General features: G+C 67.5%; 19 protein-coding genes. 10 read left to right on the top strand and 9 right to left on the bottom strand.

All coding sequences use genetic code 11. From position 1 onward, the window contains the following. Positions 1-45: 45 nt before the first annotated feature. Together RJT68_RS07995 and RJT68_RS08000 are read left to right on the top strand one after the other, a co-directional pair. Positions 46-540, top strand: coding sequence for a ferritin-like domain-containing protein (locus RJT68_RS07995; RefSeq protein ID WP_407039836.1), 495 nt, complete (start codon positions 46-48; stop codon positions 538-540). Positions 541-649: 109 nt separating this feature from the next. Continuing rightward, on the top strand, positions 650-1,087 hold the full coding sequence (locus RJT68_RS08000; RefSeq protein ID WP_407039837.1) for a metal-dependent transcriptional regulator: 438 nt from the start codon (positions 650-652) through the stop codon (positions 1,085-1,087). A gap of 116 nt (positions 1,088-1,203) precedes the next feature. On the opposite strand, the gene RJT68_RS08005 is transcribed toward RJT68_RS08000, so the two are convergent. Continuing rightward, a complete protein-coding gene (locus tag RJT68_RS08005) occupies positions 1,204-3,168 on the bottom strand; it encodes a phospholipase D-like domain-containing protein (RefSeq protein ID WP_407039838.1) in 1,965 nt (654 codons plus the stop codon). Positions 3,169-3,340: 172 nt separating this feature from the next. Between RJT68_RS08005 and RJT68_RS08010 the strand changes: the two genes are divergently transcribed. The 4 genes from RJT68_RS08010 to RJT68_RS08025 all read left to right on the top strand — a co-directional run bounded on the left by RJT68_RS08010 (position 3,341) and on the right by RJT68_RS08025 (position 6,118). Continuing rightward, on the top strand, positions 3,341-3,790 hold the full coding sequence (locus tag RJT68_RS08010; RefSeq protein ID WP_407039839.1) for a MaoC family dehydratase: 450 nt from the start codon (positions 3,341-3,343) through the stop codon (positions 3,788-3,790). Between the two features lie 70 nt (positions 3,791-3,860). Further along, entirely contained in the window at positions 3,861-4,217 is a 357-nt protein-coding gene (locus RJT68_RS08015; RefSeq protein ID WP_407039840.1) for a hypothetical protein, read from the top strand. Between the two features lie 212 nt (positions 4,218-4,429). Further along, positions 4,430-5,005, top strand: coding sequence for a type 1 glutamine amidotransferase domain-containing protein (locus tag RJT68_RS08020; RefSeq protein ID WP_407039841.1), 576 nt, complete (start codon positions 4,430-4,432; stop codon positions 5,003-5,005). A gap of 213 nt (positions 5,006-5,218) precedes the next feature. Beyond that, a complete protein-coding gene (locus tag RJT68_RS08025) occupies positions 5,219-6,118 on the top strand; it encodes a polysaccharide deacetylase family protein (protein WP_407039842.1) in 900 nt (299 codons plus the stop codon). A 9-nt stretch (positions 6,119-6,127) separates the two neighbouring features. Here RJT68_RS08025 and RJT68_RS08030 read toward each other — a convergent pair whose 3' ends face one another. After that, positions 6,128-7,153, bottom strand: coding sequence for an asparaginase (locus tag RJT68_RS08030; protein ID WP_407039843.1), 1,026 nt, complete (start codon positions 7,151-7,153; stop codon positions 6,128-6,130). Positions 7,154-7,264: 111 nt separating this feature from the next. On the opposite strand from RJT68_RS08030, the gene RJT68_RS08035 reads away from it, so the two are divergent. After that, positions 7,265-8,230, top strand: a complete 966-nt coding sequence (locus RJT68_RS08035; RefSeq protein WP_407039844.1) for an NADPH:quinone reductase — start codon at positions 7,265-7,267, stop codon at positions 8,228-8,230. Positions 8,231-8,272: 42 nt separating this feature from the next. Here the strand turns inward: RJT68_RS08035 and RJT68_RS08040 are convergent, their stop codons facing one another. After that, on the bottom strand, positions 8,273-8,713 hold the full coding sequence (locus RJT68_RS08040) for an ArsR family transcriptional regulator (RefSeq protein WP_407039845.1): 441 nt from the start codon (positions 8,711-8,713) through the stop codon (positions 8,273-8,275). Positions 8,714-8,845: 132 nt separating this feature from the next. Between RJT68_RS08040 and RJT68_RS08045 the strand changes: the two genes are divergently transcribed. After that, a complete protein-coding gene (locus RJT68_RS08045) occupies positions 8,846-9,457 on the top strand; it encodes a hypothetical protein (protein WP_407039846.1) in 612 nt (203 codons plus the stop codon). Between the two features lie 58 nt (positions 9,458-9,515). On the opposite strand, the gene RJT68_RS08050 is transcribed toward RJT68_RS08045, so the two are convergent. After that, a complete protein-coding gene (locus RJT68_RS08050) occupies positions 9,516-10,856 on the bottom strand; it encodes a HEAT repeat domain-containing protein (RefSeq protein WP_407039847.1) in 1,341 nt (446 codons plus the stop codon). Between the two features lie 68 nt (positions 10,857-10,924). Further along, entirely contained in the window at positions 10,925-11,704 is a 780-nt protein-coding gene (locus RJT68_RS08055; RefSeq protein WP_407039848.1) for a protein sorting system archaetidylserine synthase, read from the bottom strand. Positions 11,705-11,979: 275 nt separating this feature from the next. On the opposite strand from RJT68_RS08055, the gene RJT68_RS08060 reads away from it, so the two are divergent. Further along, the gene (locus tag RJT68_RS08060; RefSeq protein WP_407039849.1) at positions 11,980-12,435 is read left to right on the top strand and encodes a cupredoxin domain-containing protein; all 456 of its coding nucleotides are present in this window, start codon (positions 11,980-11,982) and stop codon (positions 12,433-12,435) included. A 63-nt stretch (positions 12,436-12,498) separates the two neighbouring features. Then, the gene (locus tag RJT68_RS08065; RefSeq protein WP_407039850.1) at positions 12,499-13,245 is read left to right on the top strand and encodes a DUF502 domain-containing protein; all 747 of its coding nucleotides are present in this window, start codon (positions 12,499-12,501) and stop codon (positions 13,243-13,245) included. A gap of 196 nt (positions 13,246-13,441) precedes the next feature. Here RJT68_RS08065 and RJT68_RS08070 read toward each other — a convergent pair whose 3' ends face one another. The 4 genes from RJT68_RS08070 to RJT68_RS08085 all read right to left on the bottom strand — a co-directional run bounded on the left by RJT68_RS08070 (position 13,442) and on the right by RJT68_RS08085 (position 16,220). After that, positions 13,442-14,083, bottom strand: coding sequence for a 30S ribosomal protein S3ae (locus tag RJT68_RS08070; protein WP_407039851.1), 642 nt, complete (start codon positions 14,081-14,083; stop codon positions 13,442-13,444). Then, positions 14,080-14,391 carry a KEOPS complex subunit Pcc1 gene (locus RJT68_RS08075; protein ID WP_407040344.1) on the bottom strand — a complete coding sequence of 104 codons (312 nt, stop codon included), beginning with the start codon at positions 14,389-14,391 and terminating at the stop codon, positions 14,080-14,082. Before RJT68_RS08075 ends, RJT68_RS08070 begins: the two co-directional genes overlap by 4 nt. 98 nt (positions 14,392-14,489) lie before the next feature. Next, positions 14,490-15,734, bottom strand: coding sequence for an exonuclease (locus RJT68_RS08080; protein ID WP_407039852.1), 1,245 nt, complete (start codon positions 15,732-15,734; stop codon positions 14,490-14,492). 18 nt (positions 15,735-15,752) lie between these two features. Continuing rightward, a complete protein-coding gene (locus RJT68_RS08085; protein ID WP_407039853.1) occupies positions 15,753-16,220 on the bottom strand; it encodes a 30S ribosomal protein S15 in 468 nt (155 codons plus the stop codon). Positions 16,221-16,448: the final 228 nt, after the last annotated feature.

Here is a 16,448-nt window from a genome sequence, read left to right on the forward strand (position 1 = left end):
GGCGAGATGCTGGCAGTTAAGTATTACGCACCCCGATAGGCAGCTATGAGCCTGGGACAGCGCGTCTCGAGCGACCACCAGCTCACACGCCTCCTCCAGATCGGCGTGGTGCTCGAGGAGGTCGTCGAGTCACGCGCCGCACACCACCTCGAGTCGCTGCCACCCGAGGAGCGAGCCGAATTCGACGAGGGGGTTCGAGACCTGCTCGCCGACGCCGCCAGCGAGTCGGCCGAACACCGCGAACGCCTCGAGGAGCTGATCGAGGAACTCGACGCGGACACGGTCGGCTACGAGGAGATCAACGCGCTGGTCGACGCCCGGTACGGGCCGCCGGAGGATACCGACGGCGTCCTCTACGACCAGTTGTGTAACGAGGAGACCGCTTACAAGTTCTACGACGACCTCATCGGTGCGGTCGAGGCCTCCGACGCGGAGTTCGCCGTCGACAGGGAGCGGTTGCTCGAGACGCTCGTCGAAATTCGCGAGGAGGAACGGGAGGGCGTGCAGGACGTCACCGACATCATGGAGCGTCGAGCATGAGCGGGGACCACATCGACCGCGAGACGCCGACGTCGGATGCGGTCGTCTCGGCCGAGTTCGAATCGAGCGCACGAGCACCACTGTTACACCCACGACACGGAGGGTCGCGATGAACACCGCAGACCAGTATCTCAAGGCGATCTACCTCGCCCAACGGATGGAGGACGGACCGGCTTCGACGGGGACGCTCGCTGACCTCCTCGGCGTCAGCCCGGCGAGCGTCAACGAGATGATCGGGAAACTCGAGGACCGCAGCCTCGTGGAACACGAGAAGTACAAGGGGGCGACCCTCACCGACGAGGGGCTCGAGCGAGCGCATCACGCCCTCCAGACTTACTGTATCATCCAGCGGTTCCTCAAGAACGTCCTCGAAGTCGAGGAGTTTCGAGCGGAGGCACGAACGCTCGAGAGCGTCATCGACGATACGGTCGCCGAGCGCCTCGACACGATCATCGACCGGCCCAGCGAACAGTGTCCCGACTGTTTCGACCCGGAACTGGACTGTTGTGAACTCCTCGAGGCCGATCCCTCCGGCCGCGCGGATTGAGGTCCGGCGGTAGCGATCACCGAGTCGCGTCGTTTCGCTCGGTCGAGTACGACAACGCTCGAGTGACGACGGTCGATCCAGGGGTACTCACGGGCGATGGCGAACGCACGAACGGTTCACCCGCGTTCGTCCTCGCTCCCGACGTCGGGTTCGGCGTCGGTCCGGTTCGCATCCTCCGACGCTCGGATTCCGGCTCCGGGAATCGCCGATCGAATTCGGTCGGCGACTCGGGTCCGGGACGGCACTCGAGAACGACCCGGTTCTCCGACCCCCGGAGCGGCCACTGCGTCGGCACGATCGCCGCCGGCGACGGTCACGTACCGGCGCCCGGCGAACGCGGTGAGTGCGAGCGAGACGACCGCGACGGCGAGCAAGCCGAGCGGGACCGACCACGTCGGTCTCGAGGCGCCGCCCCAGTCCGATTCGAAGACCTCGGCGTAGTACGTCGCGACCGCCTCACCGTGCAGCGCGAGGAGGACCTCGCGGTTCTCCCGGAGCGCGTTCTCGTTCCAGTTCGCACTCCCCACGACCGCGGTCTCGCGGTCGACCACCACCCCTTTGGTGTGGATCTTCTCGAACCGACCGCCGGGGTCGACGAGGCGGATCTCGAGCGGGAGGTCTTCGTCGGCGGCCGCTCGCTCGAGGTCGGCTTTCAGCGCCTCGTTCTCGTCCTCGACGTACCACGACGAATCGAGGAGGATCCGCACCTCGACGCCGCGTCGGGCCGCTTCGATCGCCTCCTCGAGGAGGGACACGTCGGCGGCGATCCGGGGTTGCTGGACGAGCAGTTCCTCCTCGGCGGAGGCGACGAGTTCCCGGAGACGCTCGTCCGCATTATCGGGTGCGAGGAGCAGTTCCACGGACTCCAGGTCGACTCGCTCGGGGTCGTGTTCGACCGGAAACTCCTCGCTCGCGTCGCTCGCCTCGGTGAACGCCGCGTCGTCGAGAAACGACGTCGACGACTCGGTGTCCCACCCGTCGAAGTCGGCTTCGAACACGGTCGCGAGTTCGTCCGCGACCGTCCGGTCCTCGAGGACGAATCCCCACCCGCGACTCGATTTCCCGCCGATGCCGGCGTTTTTCCAGTTTTCGGAGGTCACCAGCACCGAATCGTCGGAGACGGCGTACTTCGGATGGTGATAGTCGTATCGCGATCCGTCGCCCCCGATGGCGCGAACGTCGACGCCCCCCGCTACGAGCGACTCGAGGACCGGTTCGGCGTTCGCCGGCGTCCCGCCGACCGGGTCGGCCTCGAGGAGCACGTCGACGTCGACACCGCGTTCCGCCGCCGCGAGGAGTTCGTCCGCGACGGCTTCTGACGTGAAGGTGTAGCCGGCGACCAGCAGTCGATCCTCGGCCTCTTCGATGACTTCGAGGGGGACTGCGGGGGCGTCGGGCAGGACGAACGCGGTCCCCTCGTCGACGTCGGCTGTCGTGACCGGGAGTCGCGTCGCGTTCTGCGGCCACCACTCGCCGGTCGTGGCGTCGATCGATTCCGCGGCCGTCGATCCGCCGTCCTGACCGGCGGTCGAACTGTCGTCGCGGGTCCAGAGCTCCCCCTCGGGGGCTCGTTCGTACGAAACCGCGTCTACCGGTTCACCGTCGACTCGTACCTCGAGGTCGTCACCGTCGGCGGCGAGTCGGAGGTGTCCCTCGAGTTCGACGACCGGATCGTCGGTCAGCGTCTCCGTGTCCTCGGGATCGAGGGTCGCCGCGAACCGATCTGGCGGCGTCCCGTTCCCCCCGATCGACGATCGATTCGGCAGTGTAGCCTCCGTGTGGCCGTCCGTGATCGTCACGTTGTCCAGTCGGACGTCCCGCGGTACCTCGAGGACGAGGTACTCGCCCACGTTTTCCTCCGTCGGCGGATTCGGATACAGTTCGACGATCCTCGGTCCAGGGCCGAGACCCGTATCGTTCGTCGCGCCGGCGTCTCGTGTCGTGGGGACCGTCCGAAACCCATCGGGGCCGTCGACCGGGTTCGTCGCACCGCTCGTTGCGGCGGCGTTGCACGTGGGACCGACGAACACCGCGAGCACGCAGACGGTGAGCAGGGCGATTCGGAACCGGCGGTCTGCCATCGCTCGGTCTGGTCCCCCGATCGGTTATAAACTCGAGGTGGTGGTGGCGGACGACGAACGCTGATCGTGGGGTACGACGTACGCCGATGGCAGCGGCTGAACCGCACGGACGACGGCGACGATTTGGCCTGATCCCACCCATTCATGATCACCGAAGACACACCTCACGGCGATGCAATACTACGAGGACGTCGAGGTGGGGGAGACCCACGAGTTCGGCGAGTATCACGTCACGAAAGCGGAGATCGTCGAGTTCGCCGAGCGGTACGACCCGCAGCCGTTTCACGTCGACGAGGAGGCCGCGACGGAGTCGGCGTTCGGCGAACTCGTCGCTTCGGGGTGGCACACCGCGAGCATGTGTATGCGCCTGCTCGTGGACGGGCCGATCAGCGAGCGGGCCGGGATGGGCGCTCGAGGCGTGGACGAACTCCGGTGGCGACGGCCGGTGAAGCCGGGCGACGTGCTTCGCGTTCGAACCGAGGTCCTCCGGAAGCGCCCCTCCGAGAGCGATCCGAAGCGGGGGTACGTCGACACCGCCGTCGAGGGGATCAACCAGGACGGCGAGGTCGTTATATCGTACGTCGCGCTCGGGATGATCGGTCGCAGGGACGTCGACCGGTGACGGTCTCACGACGCAGAAACGGCAAGGTCAACTCCTAAAGTCGTCATCCCCTTACGGTCGCGCGTACGCTATGATCGCTGAACGCGCAGTCGGATCGCTGCCGGACCCGCCGGGTTCGGCCGGAGCGCGACTCACGTTCCTGGGGGCGTGGTTCGTCGACCTGCTCGCGACGCTCTGTTTCTTTCTCGTTCCCTACGCCTCCGAACTGAATCCGGTGACGGTGTACCTCCACGACGTGTTCGGTCTGCCGGGCGTCGTCCTCGCGGCGTTCTGTTACGCCGCGATCGTGATCGTCATCGGCCACGTCCTGTCGAACCCCGCAGACGCCGCGTTCGTGGTCGTCGTGGCGATACTGTACGTTCTCTTCGCCGGAAACAACATCGTACTGCTCGTTTTCGGCGAAGCGGTGTTCGAGATGATCGTCTGATCCCGGCTGGGGGAGCCGATTCTCCGAAGCCGATGGTCGAGTCTCCGATGATGGTGACCGAGTCTCGTTTACCGAACCTCGATCGGCGCGGGTAGGCCGTCGCGGTGCGATCGTCACCGTTCGTCCGTCTCGGTGTGACCGTCACCGTTCGTCCGTCGCGGTTGCGTGTACAGGCCCGCAGCCTTTCGTCGCTCTCCGGGTACGGTCTCCCGATGAGCGCTACTGAAACAGACGACGGACGACTCGAGGACGTGACGGTCGCGATCTACCTCGCGCAGGAAGGAAGCGAGGAGGTCGAGTTCGCGGAACCGAAGCGGACCCTCTCCGAGGAGGGTGCCACGGTGGACGTCGTCGGAAGCGAGACCGGCGAGGCGCGAACGGTCAACGACGACCTCGAGTGGAGCGACTCGTACGAGATCGAGAGGACGTTCGACGAGGTCTCCGCCGACGATTACGACGCGATCGTCGTCCCGGGCGGCACCGTCGGCGCGGACACCCTTCGCACCGACGAGGACGCCGTCGAGCTGTTGCGTTCTCACGTCGAAGGGGGCGATCCGGTGGGCGTCATCTGCCACGGCCCGTGGACGCTGGTGGAAGCGGGCGTCGTCGACGGGCGGACGCTAACCTCGTATCACAGCCTACAGACCGACGTTCGCAACGCGGGGGGCGAGTGGGTCGACGAGGAGGTCGTCAGGGACGACGGACTGGTGACCAGCAGGAACCCGGACGATTTGGACGCGTTCTGCGACGCTGTCGTCGACGAGTTCGCTTCGGCGGCGGATCGGTAGACTGAGTCTCCTCGCTTCTCGAGGTGACCGTCGCAAATCGGGCGGTTGCTCGAACGTGTCACCGCCGCCGCGATCGATTGTTCCGTCGACGGCTCGACGAGTGTAGCGTCGACCTCGCGCAGTCCGTCGATCGTCGGATACGTCGCGATCGATCACTGTCACCGGCGGGCGTGAAACACCTCTTTGGGGATGGTCGGTGGGATACCGAGTACGATGGGTGACATCGACGTTGCGATCGGCGTCGACGCCGACTGCGTCGCCGGTTGGCTCGGCTCGTACGGCGGAGAAGATTCCCCCGCGGACCTCTCCCGAGGGCTCGCGGCCGGCAACGAGGGTATCCCGCGAATGCTGACCCTCTTCGAGAACGAGGACGTCTCGACGTCGTGGTACGTCCCGGGCCACACGATCGAGACGTTCCGGGACGAGATCGAAGCGGTCGCCGCGGCCGGCCACGAACTCGGAGTGCACGGCTACTCCCACGAGAACCCGACCGACCTCTCGCGGGAGCAGGAGGACGCGATCCTCGAGGCCTCGATCGACCTGATCGAGGACGTGACCGGGTCGGAGCCGGTCGGCCACCGCGCGAGCTGGTGGGAGTTCAGCGAGAACACGCCGGAACTCGTCCAGAAGCACGGCTTCGAGTACGACAGCAGCCTCATGGAGCGACAGTTCGAACCGGGCTGGATGCGGGAGGGCGATAGCTGGGAGAAGATCCAGTACGACGAGGATCCCGAGACGTGGATGGAGCCGTACCGGTACGGCGAGGAGACGGACGTCGTCGAGATTCCGATCAGCTGGTACCGCGACGACATTCCGCCGATGCTGTTCATCAAACAGCCGATCTACCACGCGGGGTACAAGGATCCGCAGATGATGTACGAACAGTACTACGAGCGCCAGTTCGACTTCCTCGCGAACCGACGCGGCGCCGGGGTGTACACGTTCACGATCCACCCGGACCTCCACGGCCTGCCGCACATGATCCCGCCGTTCGAGGAGTTCATCCGCTACGTCAAGGGGTTCGAGGGCGCTTCGTTCGTGACGCTCGAGGAGATCGCCGAGAAGTTCAGGGACGACCCGTCGGTGTACGAGAGCGAGGGCGAGTACGTCTAGCTCACGGGATCACTCCTCGCCCTCGAACGCCTCGTGAACCGTCGAACGGTCTTCGAACACCTCGCGAATCGTCGAACGGTCTTCGTACGCCGACAGCGCGAGCGCGAGTTTGAGCCGCGCTTTCTGCGCCGGGAGGTCGCCGGCGAACGTCGCGCCGCGTTCGAGGAGCGTCCGGCCGCCGCCCTCGCCGCCGTAGACGGCGGTCGTGCGCCCCTCGAGGCAGCGCGACGCGGCGACGACCGGAACGCCCTCGTCGATCGCCCGTTCGACCGCGGCACCGATCCCGGCGGTGGCGTTCCCGAGGCCGGTTCCCTCGACGACGATCCCGTCCGCGCCGCGCTCGAGTGCGGCCTCGACTAACTCGCCGTCGACGCAACTCCCGCTTTTGACGGTGTAGACGGTGGGCTCCAGCGGCGAGTTGGATGGGTCGACGGGAATGCGTACCGTCTCGCTTCGCGGCCGTCGGTGAACGACCACGCCGTCGCGGTCGACGGACGCGACCGGTCCGCACCCCACCGATCGAAACGCGTCCAGCTTCGACGCGTGGACCTTCGTCACCGCCCGCGCGGCGTGTATCTCCTCGTCGAACGCGACGTACGTGCCCCCTGCGCTCGCGTCGGCGTCGTGAAACGCTTCGCAGGCGTGGACCGCGGTGAGCAGGTTCGACGGGCCGTCCGCTCCGACCTCGTCCGGGCGACGCTGCGCGCCGGTCAGGACGACCGGAACGTCGGGCTGAACCGTGGCGTCGAGGACGTAGGCCGTCTCCTCCATGGTGTCCGTTCCGTGCGTGAGGACGACGGCGTCGACGCTCGGCTCTTCTTCGAGCGCGCGAACACGGTCGCCGATCGTCTCGAGCGTCTCGGCGTCCATCTCGTAGCTCGGGACTCTCGCGACCTCCTCGACGGCGATCTCGGCGTGCGTCTCGAGTTCCGGAACGGCCTCGAGGAGGTCGCGCCCACCCTTCGTCGGCTCGGCTCCCCGATCGCCGGCGGTGCTGGCGATGGTTCCGCCCGTCGTGAGCACGGTGACGTTCACGCCCCTTCGTACGCCGTTCGAGACCGAAAAGCTTCGTCGGGTGGCTGCCTCGAGCGCGGACTCCCTGGCCACCGGTTACCCTTAACACCCCGCTCCCCGTGTTCGCGAACGATGCGAGCCGTACGACTCGAGGAACACGGCGACGCGGACGTGTTGGACGTAGCCGACGTCGACCGCCCGGAACCGGGACCCGACGAACTGCTCGTCGAGGTCGCCGCCGCGGGCGTCAACCCCGTCGACACCTATTTCAGAGAGGGATCGTACGCACCCGCGGAACTACCGTTCACGCCGGGCGTGGACGTCGCGGGGACGGTAGCCGAAGTGAGCGACGACGTCGAGGGATTCGACGAGGGCGACCGCGTCTACGGCACGGGCATCGGAAACGCCACCTACCAGGGAGGTTACGCCGAGTACGCGACGGTTCCCGACGACCGGGTCGTCCACCTCCCCGACGGAGTGGACGCGACGGAGGCCGGCGCCGCGGGGGTCGCCGCGGTCACCTCGTGGCGCGCGCTGATCGACCATGCTAACCTCGACCCCGCGGAGTACTGCCTCGTCCACGGCGGATCGGGCGGCGTCGGCCACGCGGCCGTCCAGATCGCCGCCTCGGTCCACGCCCGCGTCCTCACCACGGCGCATCCGGACTACCACGACGCCGTCTCCGACCTCGGCGCCGAGACGGTGCTGGACTATGCAGACGAGAATCTCGCGGACGCCGTCCAGGAAGCCTCAAACGGCGGCGTGGACGTGATCCTCGACCACCGCCTCGACGACTACCTCCAGTTCGACGCCGACGTCGCCGCGACGGGCGCTCGAGTGGTCGGCATCGGCGAGAACAGCCCCGATCCGGGCTTCAGCAACGACGGTCCGGCCCGATCGAAGGACGTGAGCTACCACTTCATGAGCATGTTCAACACGCCCGATCTGCGCGTCCCGCTCCGGGGCGCGGCCCACCTCATGGAGACGGGGGCGCTCTCGATCGAGGTCGCGCGGACGTACGACCTCGAGGAGGCCGACGAGGCCCAGCGAGCGGTCGTGGAGGACAGTTTCCTCGGGAAGCTCGTGATCGAACCCTGACGAACGGAGTCGGTGAGGCGACGCGCCCGAACCACCGGTGGATCAGGCGTCAGCGTCGGGGCGAGGCATCGACTCGAGGTCCCGAATTCGGGGCGTCTTCTCGACGGCCCGGTACTGGCGTTGCCACGCCTCCTCGGGGAACAGGCCGTTCCGATCGAACAGTTCGCGGGCTTCGTCGGTGAGTTCGTAGAACTTGTAGGGGTAGTCGCGCAGGCGCTCGCCGCGGTCGAACTCGCGCTCGCGGACGACGCCGACGTCCATCAGCGTCTTCAGGTGGCGGCGGATAGCGTCGTCGCTGAGCGGTGGGTTCATGTAGTCCAGTTCCTCGACGCTCGGCATCCCCTTCGGGTGGCCGACGATGTCGGCGAGGATGTCGGCCCGCTTCCTGTCGGTGGCCTTCTGGAGCGCTCGCCACGCGTCGAACTCGGAAGCGGCACCCGGTGGCGCGGTGTGCGAGTCGCCGACCGCCGTCTCGGGTCTCATACGTGCGAATTGGGGAGCGATCGCCATAAGCATTCGCACTGAATTGAGGTCGGTATCACAATCAGTAACGTAACTAATCTCACGACCGATAACCCGAACGATTAATGCTCGCGTCGTCGGTACGACCGAACGATGGCTCCCCGCGAAGGCGCCCGCGACGGTGACGATGATGGTGACGAGGCCCCCGAGATTCCGAGCGAGGAGGCGGTACTGGACGAACTCGAGGGGATCACCCTCACGCCGACCGAACACCAGCGGGTCAAGGACGTCGTGAACGGCGAACTGTTGGAGCGGGTCAAGGGGTACGACCGGCGATACCTCGTCGCCGGTGCGGGCGGCGTGACGGGAGCGGCCACCCGTCGGCAGCTGGTGTACGACCTGCTCGACGCGCGGACGGATCCGCCGGCGGTTGCCACGCAGTTAGAGGACTTCGGCCTGACGCCCGAGGAGATACGACTCTGGACGCGCGTCTTCGACGTCCTCTGTGGAATGTCGACGCACGTCGTCGCCGTGATCGAGGACTTCGACGGCGGGTACGTCTGGGAACTGGGTCTCCTGTTCGCCCCGTCGTACCGGGAGAAGACGTGGGTGTTGAAGCGGCGGTATCCGGACGAGGAGACCGAACGGGAGCGGTACGACAACGGGATGGGAGCGTCCCACGTGAAGTTGCTCCTGACCGGCCCTCGAGCGCACGAGTGGTCGAACACCGACGACCTGCGGGCCGCCGTAGACGAGATTCCCTGATCGGCGTACGCCTCGCTACCGGATCGTTGGTGAGGGAAAAACGATCGTCCGCGCCCGATCAGGCCGCGGGCTCGAGGTCGGCCTTCTCCGCTTCGACCTGAACGAGGTAGGCCCGGTCGTCCTCGTACTCGGCGACGATCTCGAGCGCTTCCTTCGTCCCGATCTGGTTCAGTGCCCAGGCGGCACTCGCGCGAACCCGGTCCTCGTCGTCGTTCTCGAGAATATCTGAGAGGGGTTCGATGGTCCGGGTGTCGCCGATCAGGCCGAGCGCGCGGGCGGCGTTCGAGCGCACGTCGGCGTTCTCGTCGACGAGCTGGTTGGCGATCGGCTGGACGGCCTCCTCGGCGCCCATCTCGCCGAGCGCCCGGAGCGCCGGCTTCTGCAGCTGCGGGTTCGAGTCGACGTAATCGAGGAGGGTGTCGACCGCCTTCTCGTCGGGGACGCCGATCTTCCCGAGTACCGACATCGCAGCCGTGTCCCGGCGGTTGGCCTTCTGGACCATCGGCTCGATGGCCTCCTCCGGGCCCATCCGCTCGAGGGCCTCCATACAGTGGTTCTCCATGAACTCGGAGTCGAGGCTCTCGAGGGCCAGTAAGATCATGTCGACGTTCCCCCGCTTCTCGTGGACCTTGAGGGCGTGCCACTCCGGCGGGTAGTCCTTGACGTGGTCGAGCACGTCGTAGAAGCCCTCGCGTCGGAGCTGTTCGCGAACCTCGAGGTCGGTCCACTCGGTCGCGTCGTCGACGTCGTTCTGGAAGTCGTCGGTCGCCTCGAGCAGCGCGGCGATCGTCTCGGCGTCCTCGTCGGGGTCGAGGTCGGCCCCCTCGACGGCGTCCGTGGCGTCCTCGAGGCCGGCCGCGAGCTGGTCGGGGGCGTCCGCATCGGCGTCACCGGTTTCGAGCTCGAGGTCGCTCCCGAGGATGTCGTTCACCGTCGCCAGGAAGTCCTCGACGGCGTCGATCAGCTCCGCCTTCCCCTCCTCTGTCCAGCGGGTGCCCGTGATCTGTCCGCTCGCGCCGGTGATCTCGCCGACGACGTCCTCGGCGTACGGCCCGCGCTGGTCCTCGAGGTCCGACTCGAGGTCGTCGGCCTCGCCCTCGATCTCGTCGTAGCGTTCCTGGAGAACCTCCTCCGGCGCGGGCTCGGCCTCCTCGTCATCGTCCTCCTCCTCCTCGGTTTCCGGGGGCTCCGGAACCTCGATCTCCTCGAGGTCGGACCGGAACGACTCGAGATCCGCCTCGACGACGTCGAGGTCGGCTTCGGTGTCCGCGGCCTCGAGTTCCTCCCGCAGTTCCTCCAGGTCGGCTTCGCGGGACTCGAGTCGACTCTCGATCTCGTCGAGGTCGACCGGCTCGCCACCTTCCGACGGTTCGTCACCGTTCGCCTCGCCCTCACTCATCGAACCACCCGGCTGGACGACGCCGACGCGTGGCTACGTTCATACGTACTGATCGCGTCAGGACGGCCCTAAGCGTTTCCATGCAGGTCGGACTCGCGCTCGGGTTCGGGGTCGGGGTTGCGCTCGGGTTCGTGATCGCCCTCGACCTCGGCCGGCGGGAAGTCGTCCCGCCAGTAGAACCACGGGCTGAGCGTCATGTAGGCAAGTCCCAGGAGTAACAGGGCGAACGGGAAGCTCCGATCGGCGAACTCGGGGACGAGAATCGCGAGCCCGTGGACGACGCCCATGATCAACGCGTCTCGAGCGAGGAGGTCCGGGTAGCGGATCCGCGAGACCATGAGGTAACAGAACACGCCCGTGACGGCGAGGACGAGCCACGGGCCGGCGACGTCCGCGAGGATCGCCGCGCCGAGGATCGTCGCCGCGAGGGTCGTCTGGATCCCCTCGGTGTAGTGGCCGGCCGTGTCGTAGGCGGTGTACATCCCGAGGCGGGCGACGGCCATCGCGACGAAGAGGGCACAGATCCCAGTCACGAGTGCCAGCTCGACGGTGACGGCCGCGAAGCCGACGCCGAGTCCGTCGCTGACGACGACGAACGCCAGGGCGGCGGGCGCGACGGCGAAGGAGGCGACGTCCGCGAGGGAGTCGAGGTACGGACCGACCGCGGACCCGCCGTACCGCCGGGCGAGGATGCCGTCGACGCCGTCGGCGATCGCCGCCAGGAGGATCAGGCGCGCGGCGAGGTCGATGTCGACGAACGCGACGACGACGGCCACGAACCCGAGGGCGGCGTTGGCGATCGTGACCGCGTCGGCGACACCGAGCCGGCCGACGAACCGGGGGAGCATACTCCCGGTTTCGACCTGCCGATACCTTACGTGTTTTCGTTTGACGAGACGGTGCGACGGCGCTCGAGTTCGCGCCTTGCCTCCGTCACCGTCGAACCTGCTCGTGTCGGGTCGCTCGGTCGATCGCCCCGCAGGAGGCAGGAAGCGGGATGCCGTCGGTCGCTCGCCGATGACACGGTCCGCTGGTATTCTTCGAAGGGACGGTGGCAGTTCGCGCGTGGTTCGCGGGCCGAAAAACCGGGGTCGTTATATCGCGCCTCTCCCAACCATCGTCCATGAACCGGCGCACTTACCTCGCCGCGATGAGCAGCGTCGCATCGGCGGGGCTAGCCGGGTGTTCGACCGTCCTCGGCGTCCTGGACGATCCGACCTGTGACGGCGAGGACTGCCACATCAGCATGTCCCGAACGGCGTTCATCCCGGACGAGTACGAGACGACGGTCGGGGAGACCGTCGTCTGGAAGAACACGAGCGAAGCCATCCACACCGTCACGGCCTACGAGGGCGGCATTCCGGACGACGCGACGTACTTCGCGAGCGGAGAATTCGAGGACGAAGAGAGCGCGCGCGAAGCGTGGGACAAAGACCAAGGGGGCGAGATTCGTTCGCGGGGGAGGTACGAGCACACGTTCGAGGTCCCGGGAACGTACAGCTACGTCTGCATCCCCCACGAACGCGGCGACGATCCGATGACCGGACTGATCCACGTTTCCGAGACGGACGGCGAGTGAGGCCGGACCGACTTCGAAGCGACGGGAAACACTCATGAACCACACCCGACTATCGACTCCCAGATGAGTTCGTGGAAACGCGATTTCGCGCGCGGACTCGCCGTTCTCGGGCCGATTCTCGTCAGCCTGTTCGCGATCTACTACCTCTACGATTTCCTCGAGGGCATCACGCCGGACGGTCTGGTTCCGGACGAGGTCTTCCTGCCGGTGACCGCCGATCCGACGGCTCGGCGGCGGCTGGCGGAGGTCGTCGGCGTCGCCGTCGCGATTGCGTTCCTGTTAACCGCCCTCCTGGTCGCCGGATCGTTCATGCGGACCACGGCCGGCGAACTGCTCGAGCGCCTCGTCGACGCGCTGGCGAACCGCGTCCCCGGCATCCGAATCGTTTACAACGCCTCGAAAACGGCGAGCGAGACCGCCTTCGGCGACGAGCGGTTGGCCCACTCTCCGGTCAAGTTGCAAACATTCGACGGACACCGAATGACCGCGTTCAAAACCGGAAAGGTGACCGACGACGGTCGCGAACTCGTGTTCATCCCGACCTCCCCGAACGTCACGAGCGGCTTCGTCGTCGAGGTCGACTCGAGTCGGCTAACCGAACTCGACGAATCCATGGAGAGCGCGATCACTCGCGTCGTGAGTGCCGGGTTTGGCGACGCGGAGCGAGTCGAACGCGTGATTCAGCCCGGTGGGGGCTCGGACGGCAAGGACGGTGAGGACGGCGAAACACGTGCGGGCGGCGAACACGGTGACGAAGACACGTGCGGCGTCGACCCGGATACGCTAGTCGGGCGGACCGACGACGACTGACGGTTCGGCCGCTCCGTCGTTCCGCGGTGCTGGCGTCGTCGGGCCACCCATCCGCTCACGACGGCCGTCGACGTCTCCGGTCGCGTTCCGTCGACTCGAACGAGCGGAAGACGCCTCGCGGACGCACCGCTCGAGTCGTCGCGGGGTCGAAAAACGGTGCGGTTACGGTCCGCCGACGGGAGTCCGTCGGGTCGGCTCAGTCGTCGGTCGCGACGTCTTCTTCGTCGACGCTGACGGAGGTCGCCTCCTCCTCGGCGACTTCCTCGGGGTGAGCCTCGAGGGTCGCCTTCTGGATCTCGACGCGGCGCAGCGGATAGATCGTCTTCGCCTCGCCGTAGATCGCGGAGGAGAGGCGGCCGTCGACGACGCTGTCGATGAGGTCCTCGAAGTCGCGCTCGGCGGCGGCTTCTTCGACCATCTCGACCATCGTCTCGCGGATGGCTTTCTCCTGGCTGGCGTCGGCCTTCTTCGTCGTGAAGGCGACGGGCTGGATCTGGAGGCGGTAGTCGTCCGTCGTGAGGACGGTGACGTAGGCCTCGATCTTCGAGGCGCCGCGGCGGACGAGCGAGCGGAGGTAGTCGCGGGTGAGCGAGTGCTCCTGGAACTCCGTGTAGGCCGCGTCGCTGCCGACGTCGGTCACCTTGAAGGTGAGTTTCGTGTTGTTCTCGCTGGCGTTGTTCGTCAGTTCGCCGAGCGTCGTTTCGATGGTCCGGTCGTAGACCTTTTCCGGTTCGTCCGCGGGGGTCTGGCCGAGTTCAGCCCGGTCGAACTGCTCCGGGGCGAGCACGGTGTACCACCGCTTCTCCTGTCGTGCGCGTGAAACCGATCGTTCACTCATTGTGTGTCAGTGTTGTCTTCCGCATCGGACGCGGTCCCCGCGTCCGTCGGTTCGCGGTCGGCGCCGGCGCCGGCGTCTTCGCAGGCGTTCGCACCGCCGTCCGCGCGCTGTGCCACCGCTGTCGCGACGTCGAGGTTGACGACGTAGTCGTCGACGTTCGAGTGCAATCCACCGGTCGTCTCGCGTTCGATCCGCGTGACGACGCGGTCGCCCTCGACCGTCGTCTCCATCTCGTCGGTGTTGTCCGGGCGAATCGCCCGCGCGACGAGCGTCGGGACCTCTTGGGTCGTTCGGATCGTCGCCGTCATCGTCGGCGTTCCGTCCGTCGTCTCGTCACCGGTCGTCGTCTCGTCTCGAGTTGTTCCGTCTCGAGTCGCCGACCGTCCGCCGGTTGTCTCCTCGGCGGTCACAGTCGATCCCTCACGATCGTGATGAGTTCCGAGTCGTCCAGGTCCGCGTCGGAGTCGCCGTCTCGTCCCCCAGCGCGAAGGTAGCCGCGTCGGCGGCCGACGTCGTACTCGCAGTCGAGTCCTGCGTCGGCCTCGAGGTCGCGAACGATCGCCTCGAGCGGCCCGCCGAGGGCGCGCCCGTCGGTCGTCGCGATCCCGACTTCGCCGTCGCCGATCGCGAGCGCGACCGGCTCCGGCGACCGATAGTCCGCCGCCAGGCGGGCGACCGTCTCGATCGGTCCGTCGTCGATGCCGACGACGAACAGCCCGTCGTACCGACCCGTCGACGCCCCGTCGAGCGCACCGTGCGCCCGTCGACCGTGGTCGCGCCAGGCGTCGAGCGCCGGTTCCGCGGCCGAGCGGCCCATCGCCAGCGCGACGCCCGTTCCGGGCTCGGTCTGCGCGGTCGCCTCGAGGACGTCCGCGAAGCCGCCGACGGTTTCGAACGGGGCGTCCGTCTCGAGCGTCGCGTAGGGGCGAAGCGCCCCGGCGACGACGTCGGCCGCCCGTTCGGACGCGTCCTCCGCGGCCACGACGTCGAGGGCGACGAGGGAGGCGATCGTCCGGTGATCGTCACCGTCGATCGCCTCTGCGTCACCGTCCGCGGCCTCGAGGTCGCGGACGCCGACCTCCGCGAGCGCCGTCCGTGTCGCCTCGAATTCGCCGGACCAGGGGGCTCGCAGTCGCGTCGAGTGGGCCAACCCGTCCACCGGGTCCGCCGTCGGAATCGCGACGCCGGGTCGGCGCTCGACCGCCCCCGACTCGAGGGCGCGCTCGAGGAGCCACTCGGTCTCGCCGGCGCCGGGGTCGACCCCCGCCGCGACGAGTCCCGCGAGCGCGAGCGCCGGTTCGGCCGGCGTTCCGAGTTCGGTCGCGAGGTCGGCCGCCTCGAGCGTCGCGGGTCGGTCCCCCGCGTCGAGGCGCGTGACGTCGCCGTCGACCGCACCGACGACCAGCGTGAGATCGCTCCCGTCGTCGCCGCGGTCGACGGCCGCGCGCTCGGTTCGCTCCCGGATCGTCCGGCCGACCGTCACCTGGAACGGCGTCCCGCGGGCCTCGAGCGCCCGGGCGACGATGCCGCTGGCGGCGAGCGCGTCGCCGTCCGGCCTCGTAACGATCCGGACGAAGGTGGCGCGCTCGACGGCGCTCGCCGTCGCTGCGGCGACGTCGGATTCGGCGTCGGGACGATCCTCTGTGGACATGTGGACGTGACTCGCGCGTTACTCCTCGAGCAGTCGCTTCGCGACGTCGTAGGAGTAGGTGAACTCGGGATCGAGTTCGTCGCCGCGGTAGTAGTCGACCAGGCGGCGCACCTTCGACTCGGTGTTCTGCAGGGCGCGCTTGTTCTGGTAGTCCTGCGGGTTCTCCTGGACGTGCTCGCGCAGGCGGATCGCCCGCTCCATCAGGTTCCGCAGGTCCTCGGGGAGATCCGACTTCGCGTCGTTCTCCTCGAGGATTTCGGTGAGCTTCTTCCCGGTCGCCAGCTTGACGTCCGGGACGGGCGTGCCGGTGACGCCCTCGTCGCGCAGTTTCATCCCGATCTGGCTGGGATCGTAGCCCTGCTCCGCCAGTTCGACGACCCGCTGTTCGATCTGCTCGGGGTCGACGTCGCTCCACTCCGGGGGTTCGTCTGCCGCCGGCCTGTCCGATCCGGACGAGCCTCGGCGGCGGGTGTGCATTCGTGCCATCGTTCGAGGATAGGAACCGCACTGACCGCTGCCGTACGCGACAGCCGGACACCCGACTGTCGTTGCACTTCCGCAATCCCAAGCCGTCCGAAACAGTGGACGACGCAGTCGGATTTGCGGCCGTGCGCTTCCCACTGTCCCTTGCCCGCTCCGCGACTAAAGCGTTTCTACCTGCCTCGAGGTGACGCGTCGGGCCGTGTGTGAGCCGATACCGACGGTCCGTGCAAT

Source organism: Halovalidus salilacus (assembly GCF_031852275.1).
GTDB classification, from domain to species: Archaea; Halobacteriota; Halobacteria; order Halobacteriales; family Natrialbaceae; genus Halovalidus; species Halovalidus salilacus.

What these genes read in the sequence shown, in the direction of transcription:
- RJT68_RS07995 (WP_407039836.1), top strand. Translation starts at nt 46, where the DNA reads ATGAGCCTGGGACAGCGCGTCTCGAGCGACCACCAGCTCACACGCCTC.
- RJT68_RS08000 (WP_407039837.1), top strand. Translation starts at nt 650, where the DNA reads ATGAACACCGCAGACCAGTATCTCAAGGCGATCTACCTCGCCCAACGG.
- RJT68_RS08005 (WP_407039838.1), bottom strand. Translation starts at nt 3,168, where the DNA reads ATGGCAGACCGCCGGTTCCGAATCGCCCTGCTCACCGTCTGCGTGCTC.
- RJT68_RS08010 (WP_407039839.1), top strand. Translation starts at nt 3,341, where the DNA reads ATGCAATACTACGAGGACGTCGAGGTGGGGGAGACCCACGAGTTCGGC.
- RJT68_RS08015 (WP_407039840.1), top strand. Translation starts at nt 3,861, where the DNA reads ATGATCGCTGAACGCGCAGTCGGATCGCTGCCGGACCCGCCGGGTTCG.
- RJT68_RS08020 (WP_407039841.1), top strand. Translation starts at nt 4,430, where the DNA reads ATGAGCGCTACTGAAACAGACGACGGACGACTCGAGGACGTGACGGTC.
- RJT68_RS08025 (WP_407039842.1), top strand. Translation starts at nt 5,219, where the DNA reads ATGGGTGACATCGACGTTGCGATCGGCGTCGACGCCGACTGCGTCGCC.
- RJT68_RS08035 (WP_407039844.1), top strand. Translation starts at nt 7,265, where the DNA reads ATGCGAGCCGTACGACTCGAGGAACACGGCGACGCGGACGTGTTGGAC.
- RJT68_RS08040 (WP_407039845.1), bottom strand. Translation starts at nt 8,713, where the DNA reads ATGAGACCCGAGACGGCGGTCGGCGACTCGCACACCGCGCCACCGGGT.
- RJT68_RS08045 (WP_407039846.1), top strand. Translation starts at nt 8,846, where the DNA reads ATGGCTCCCCGCGAAGGCGCCCGCGACGGTGACGATGATGGTGACGAG.
- RJT68_RS08050 (WP_407039847.1), bottom strand. Translation starts at nt 10,856, where the DNA reads ATGAGTGAGGGCGAGGCGAACGGTGACGAACCGTCGGAAGGTGGCGAG.
- RJT68_RS08055 (WP_407039848.1), bottom strand. Translation starts at nt 11,704, where the DNA reads ATGCTCCCCCGGTTCGTCGGCCGGCTCGGTGTCGCCGACGCGGTCACG.
- RJT68_RS08060 (WP_407039849.1), top strand. Translation starts at nt 11,980, where the DNA reads ATGAACCGGCGCACTTACCTCGCCGCGATGAGCAGCGTCGCATCGGCG.
- RJT68_RS08065 (WP_407039850.1), top strand. Translation starts at nt 12,499, where the DNA reads ATGAGTTCGTGGAAACGCGATTTCGCGCGCGGACTCGCCGTTCTCGGG.
- RJT68_RS08070 (WP_407039851.1), bottom strand. Translation starts at nt 14,083, where the DNA reads ATGAGTGAACGATCGGTTTCACGCGCACGACAGGAGAAGCGGTGGTAC.
- RJT68_RS08075 (WP_407040344.1), bottom strand. Translation starts at nt 14,391, where the DNA reads ATGACGGCGACGATCCGAACGACCCAAGAGGTCCCGACGCTCGTCGCG.
- RJT68_RS08080 (WP_407039852.1), bottom strand. Translation starts at nt 15,734, where the DNA reads ATGTCCACAGAGGATCGTCCCGACGCCGAATCCGACGTCGCCGCAGCG.
- RJT68_RS08085 (WP_407039853.1), bottom strand. Translation starts at nt 16,220, where the DNA reads ATGGCACGAATGCACACCCGCCGCCGAGGCTCGTCCGGATCGGACAGG.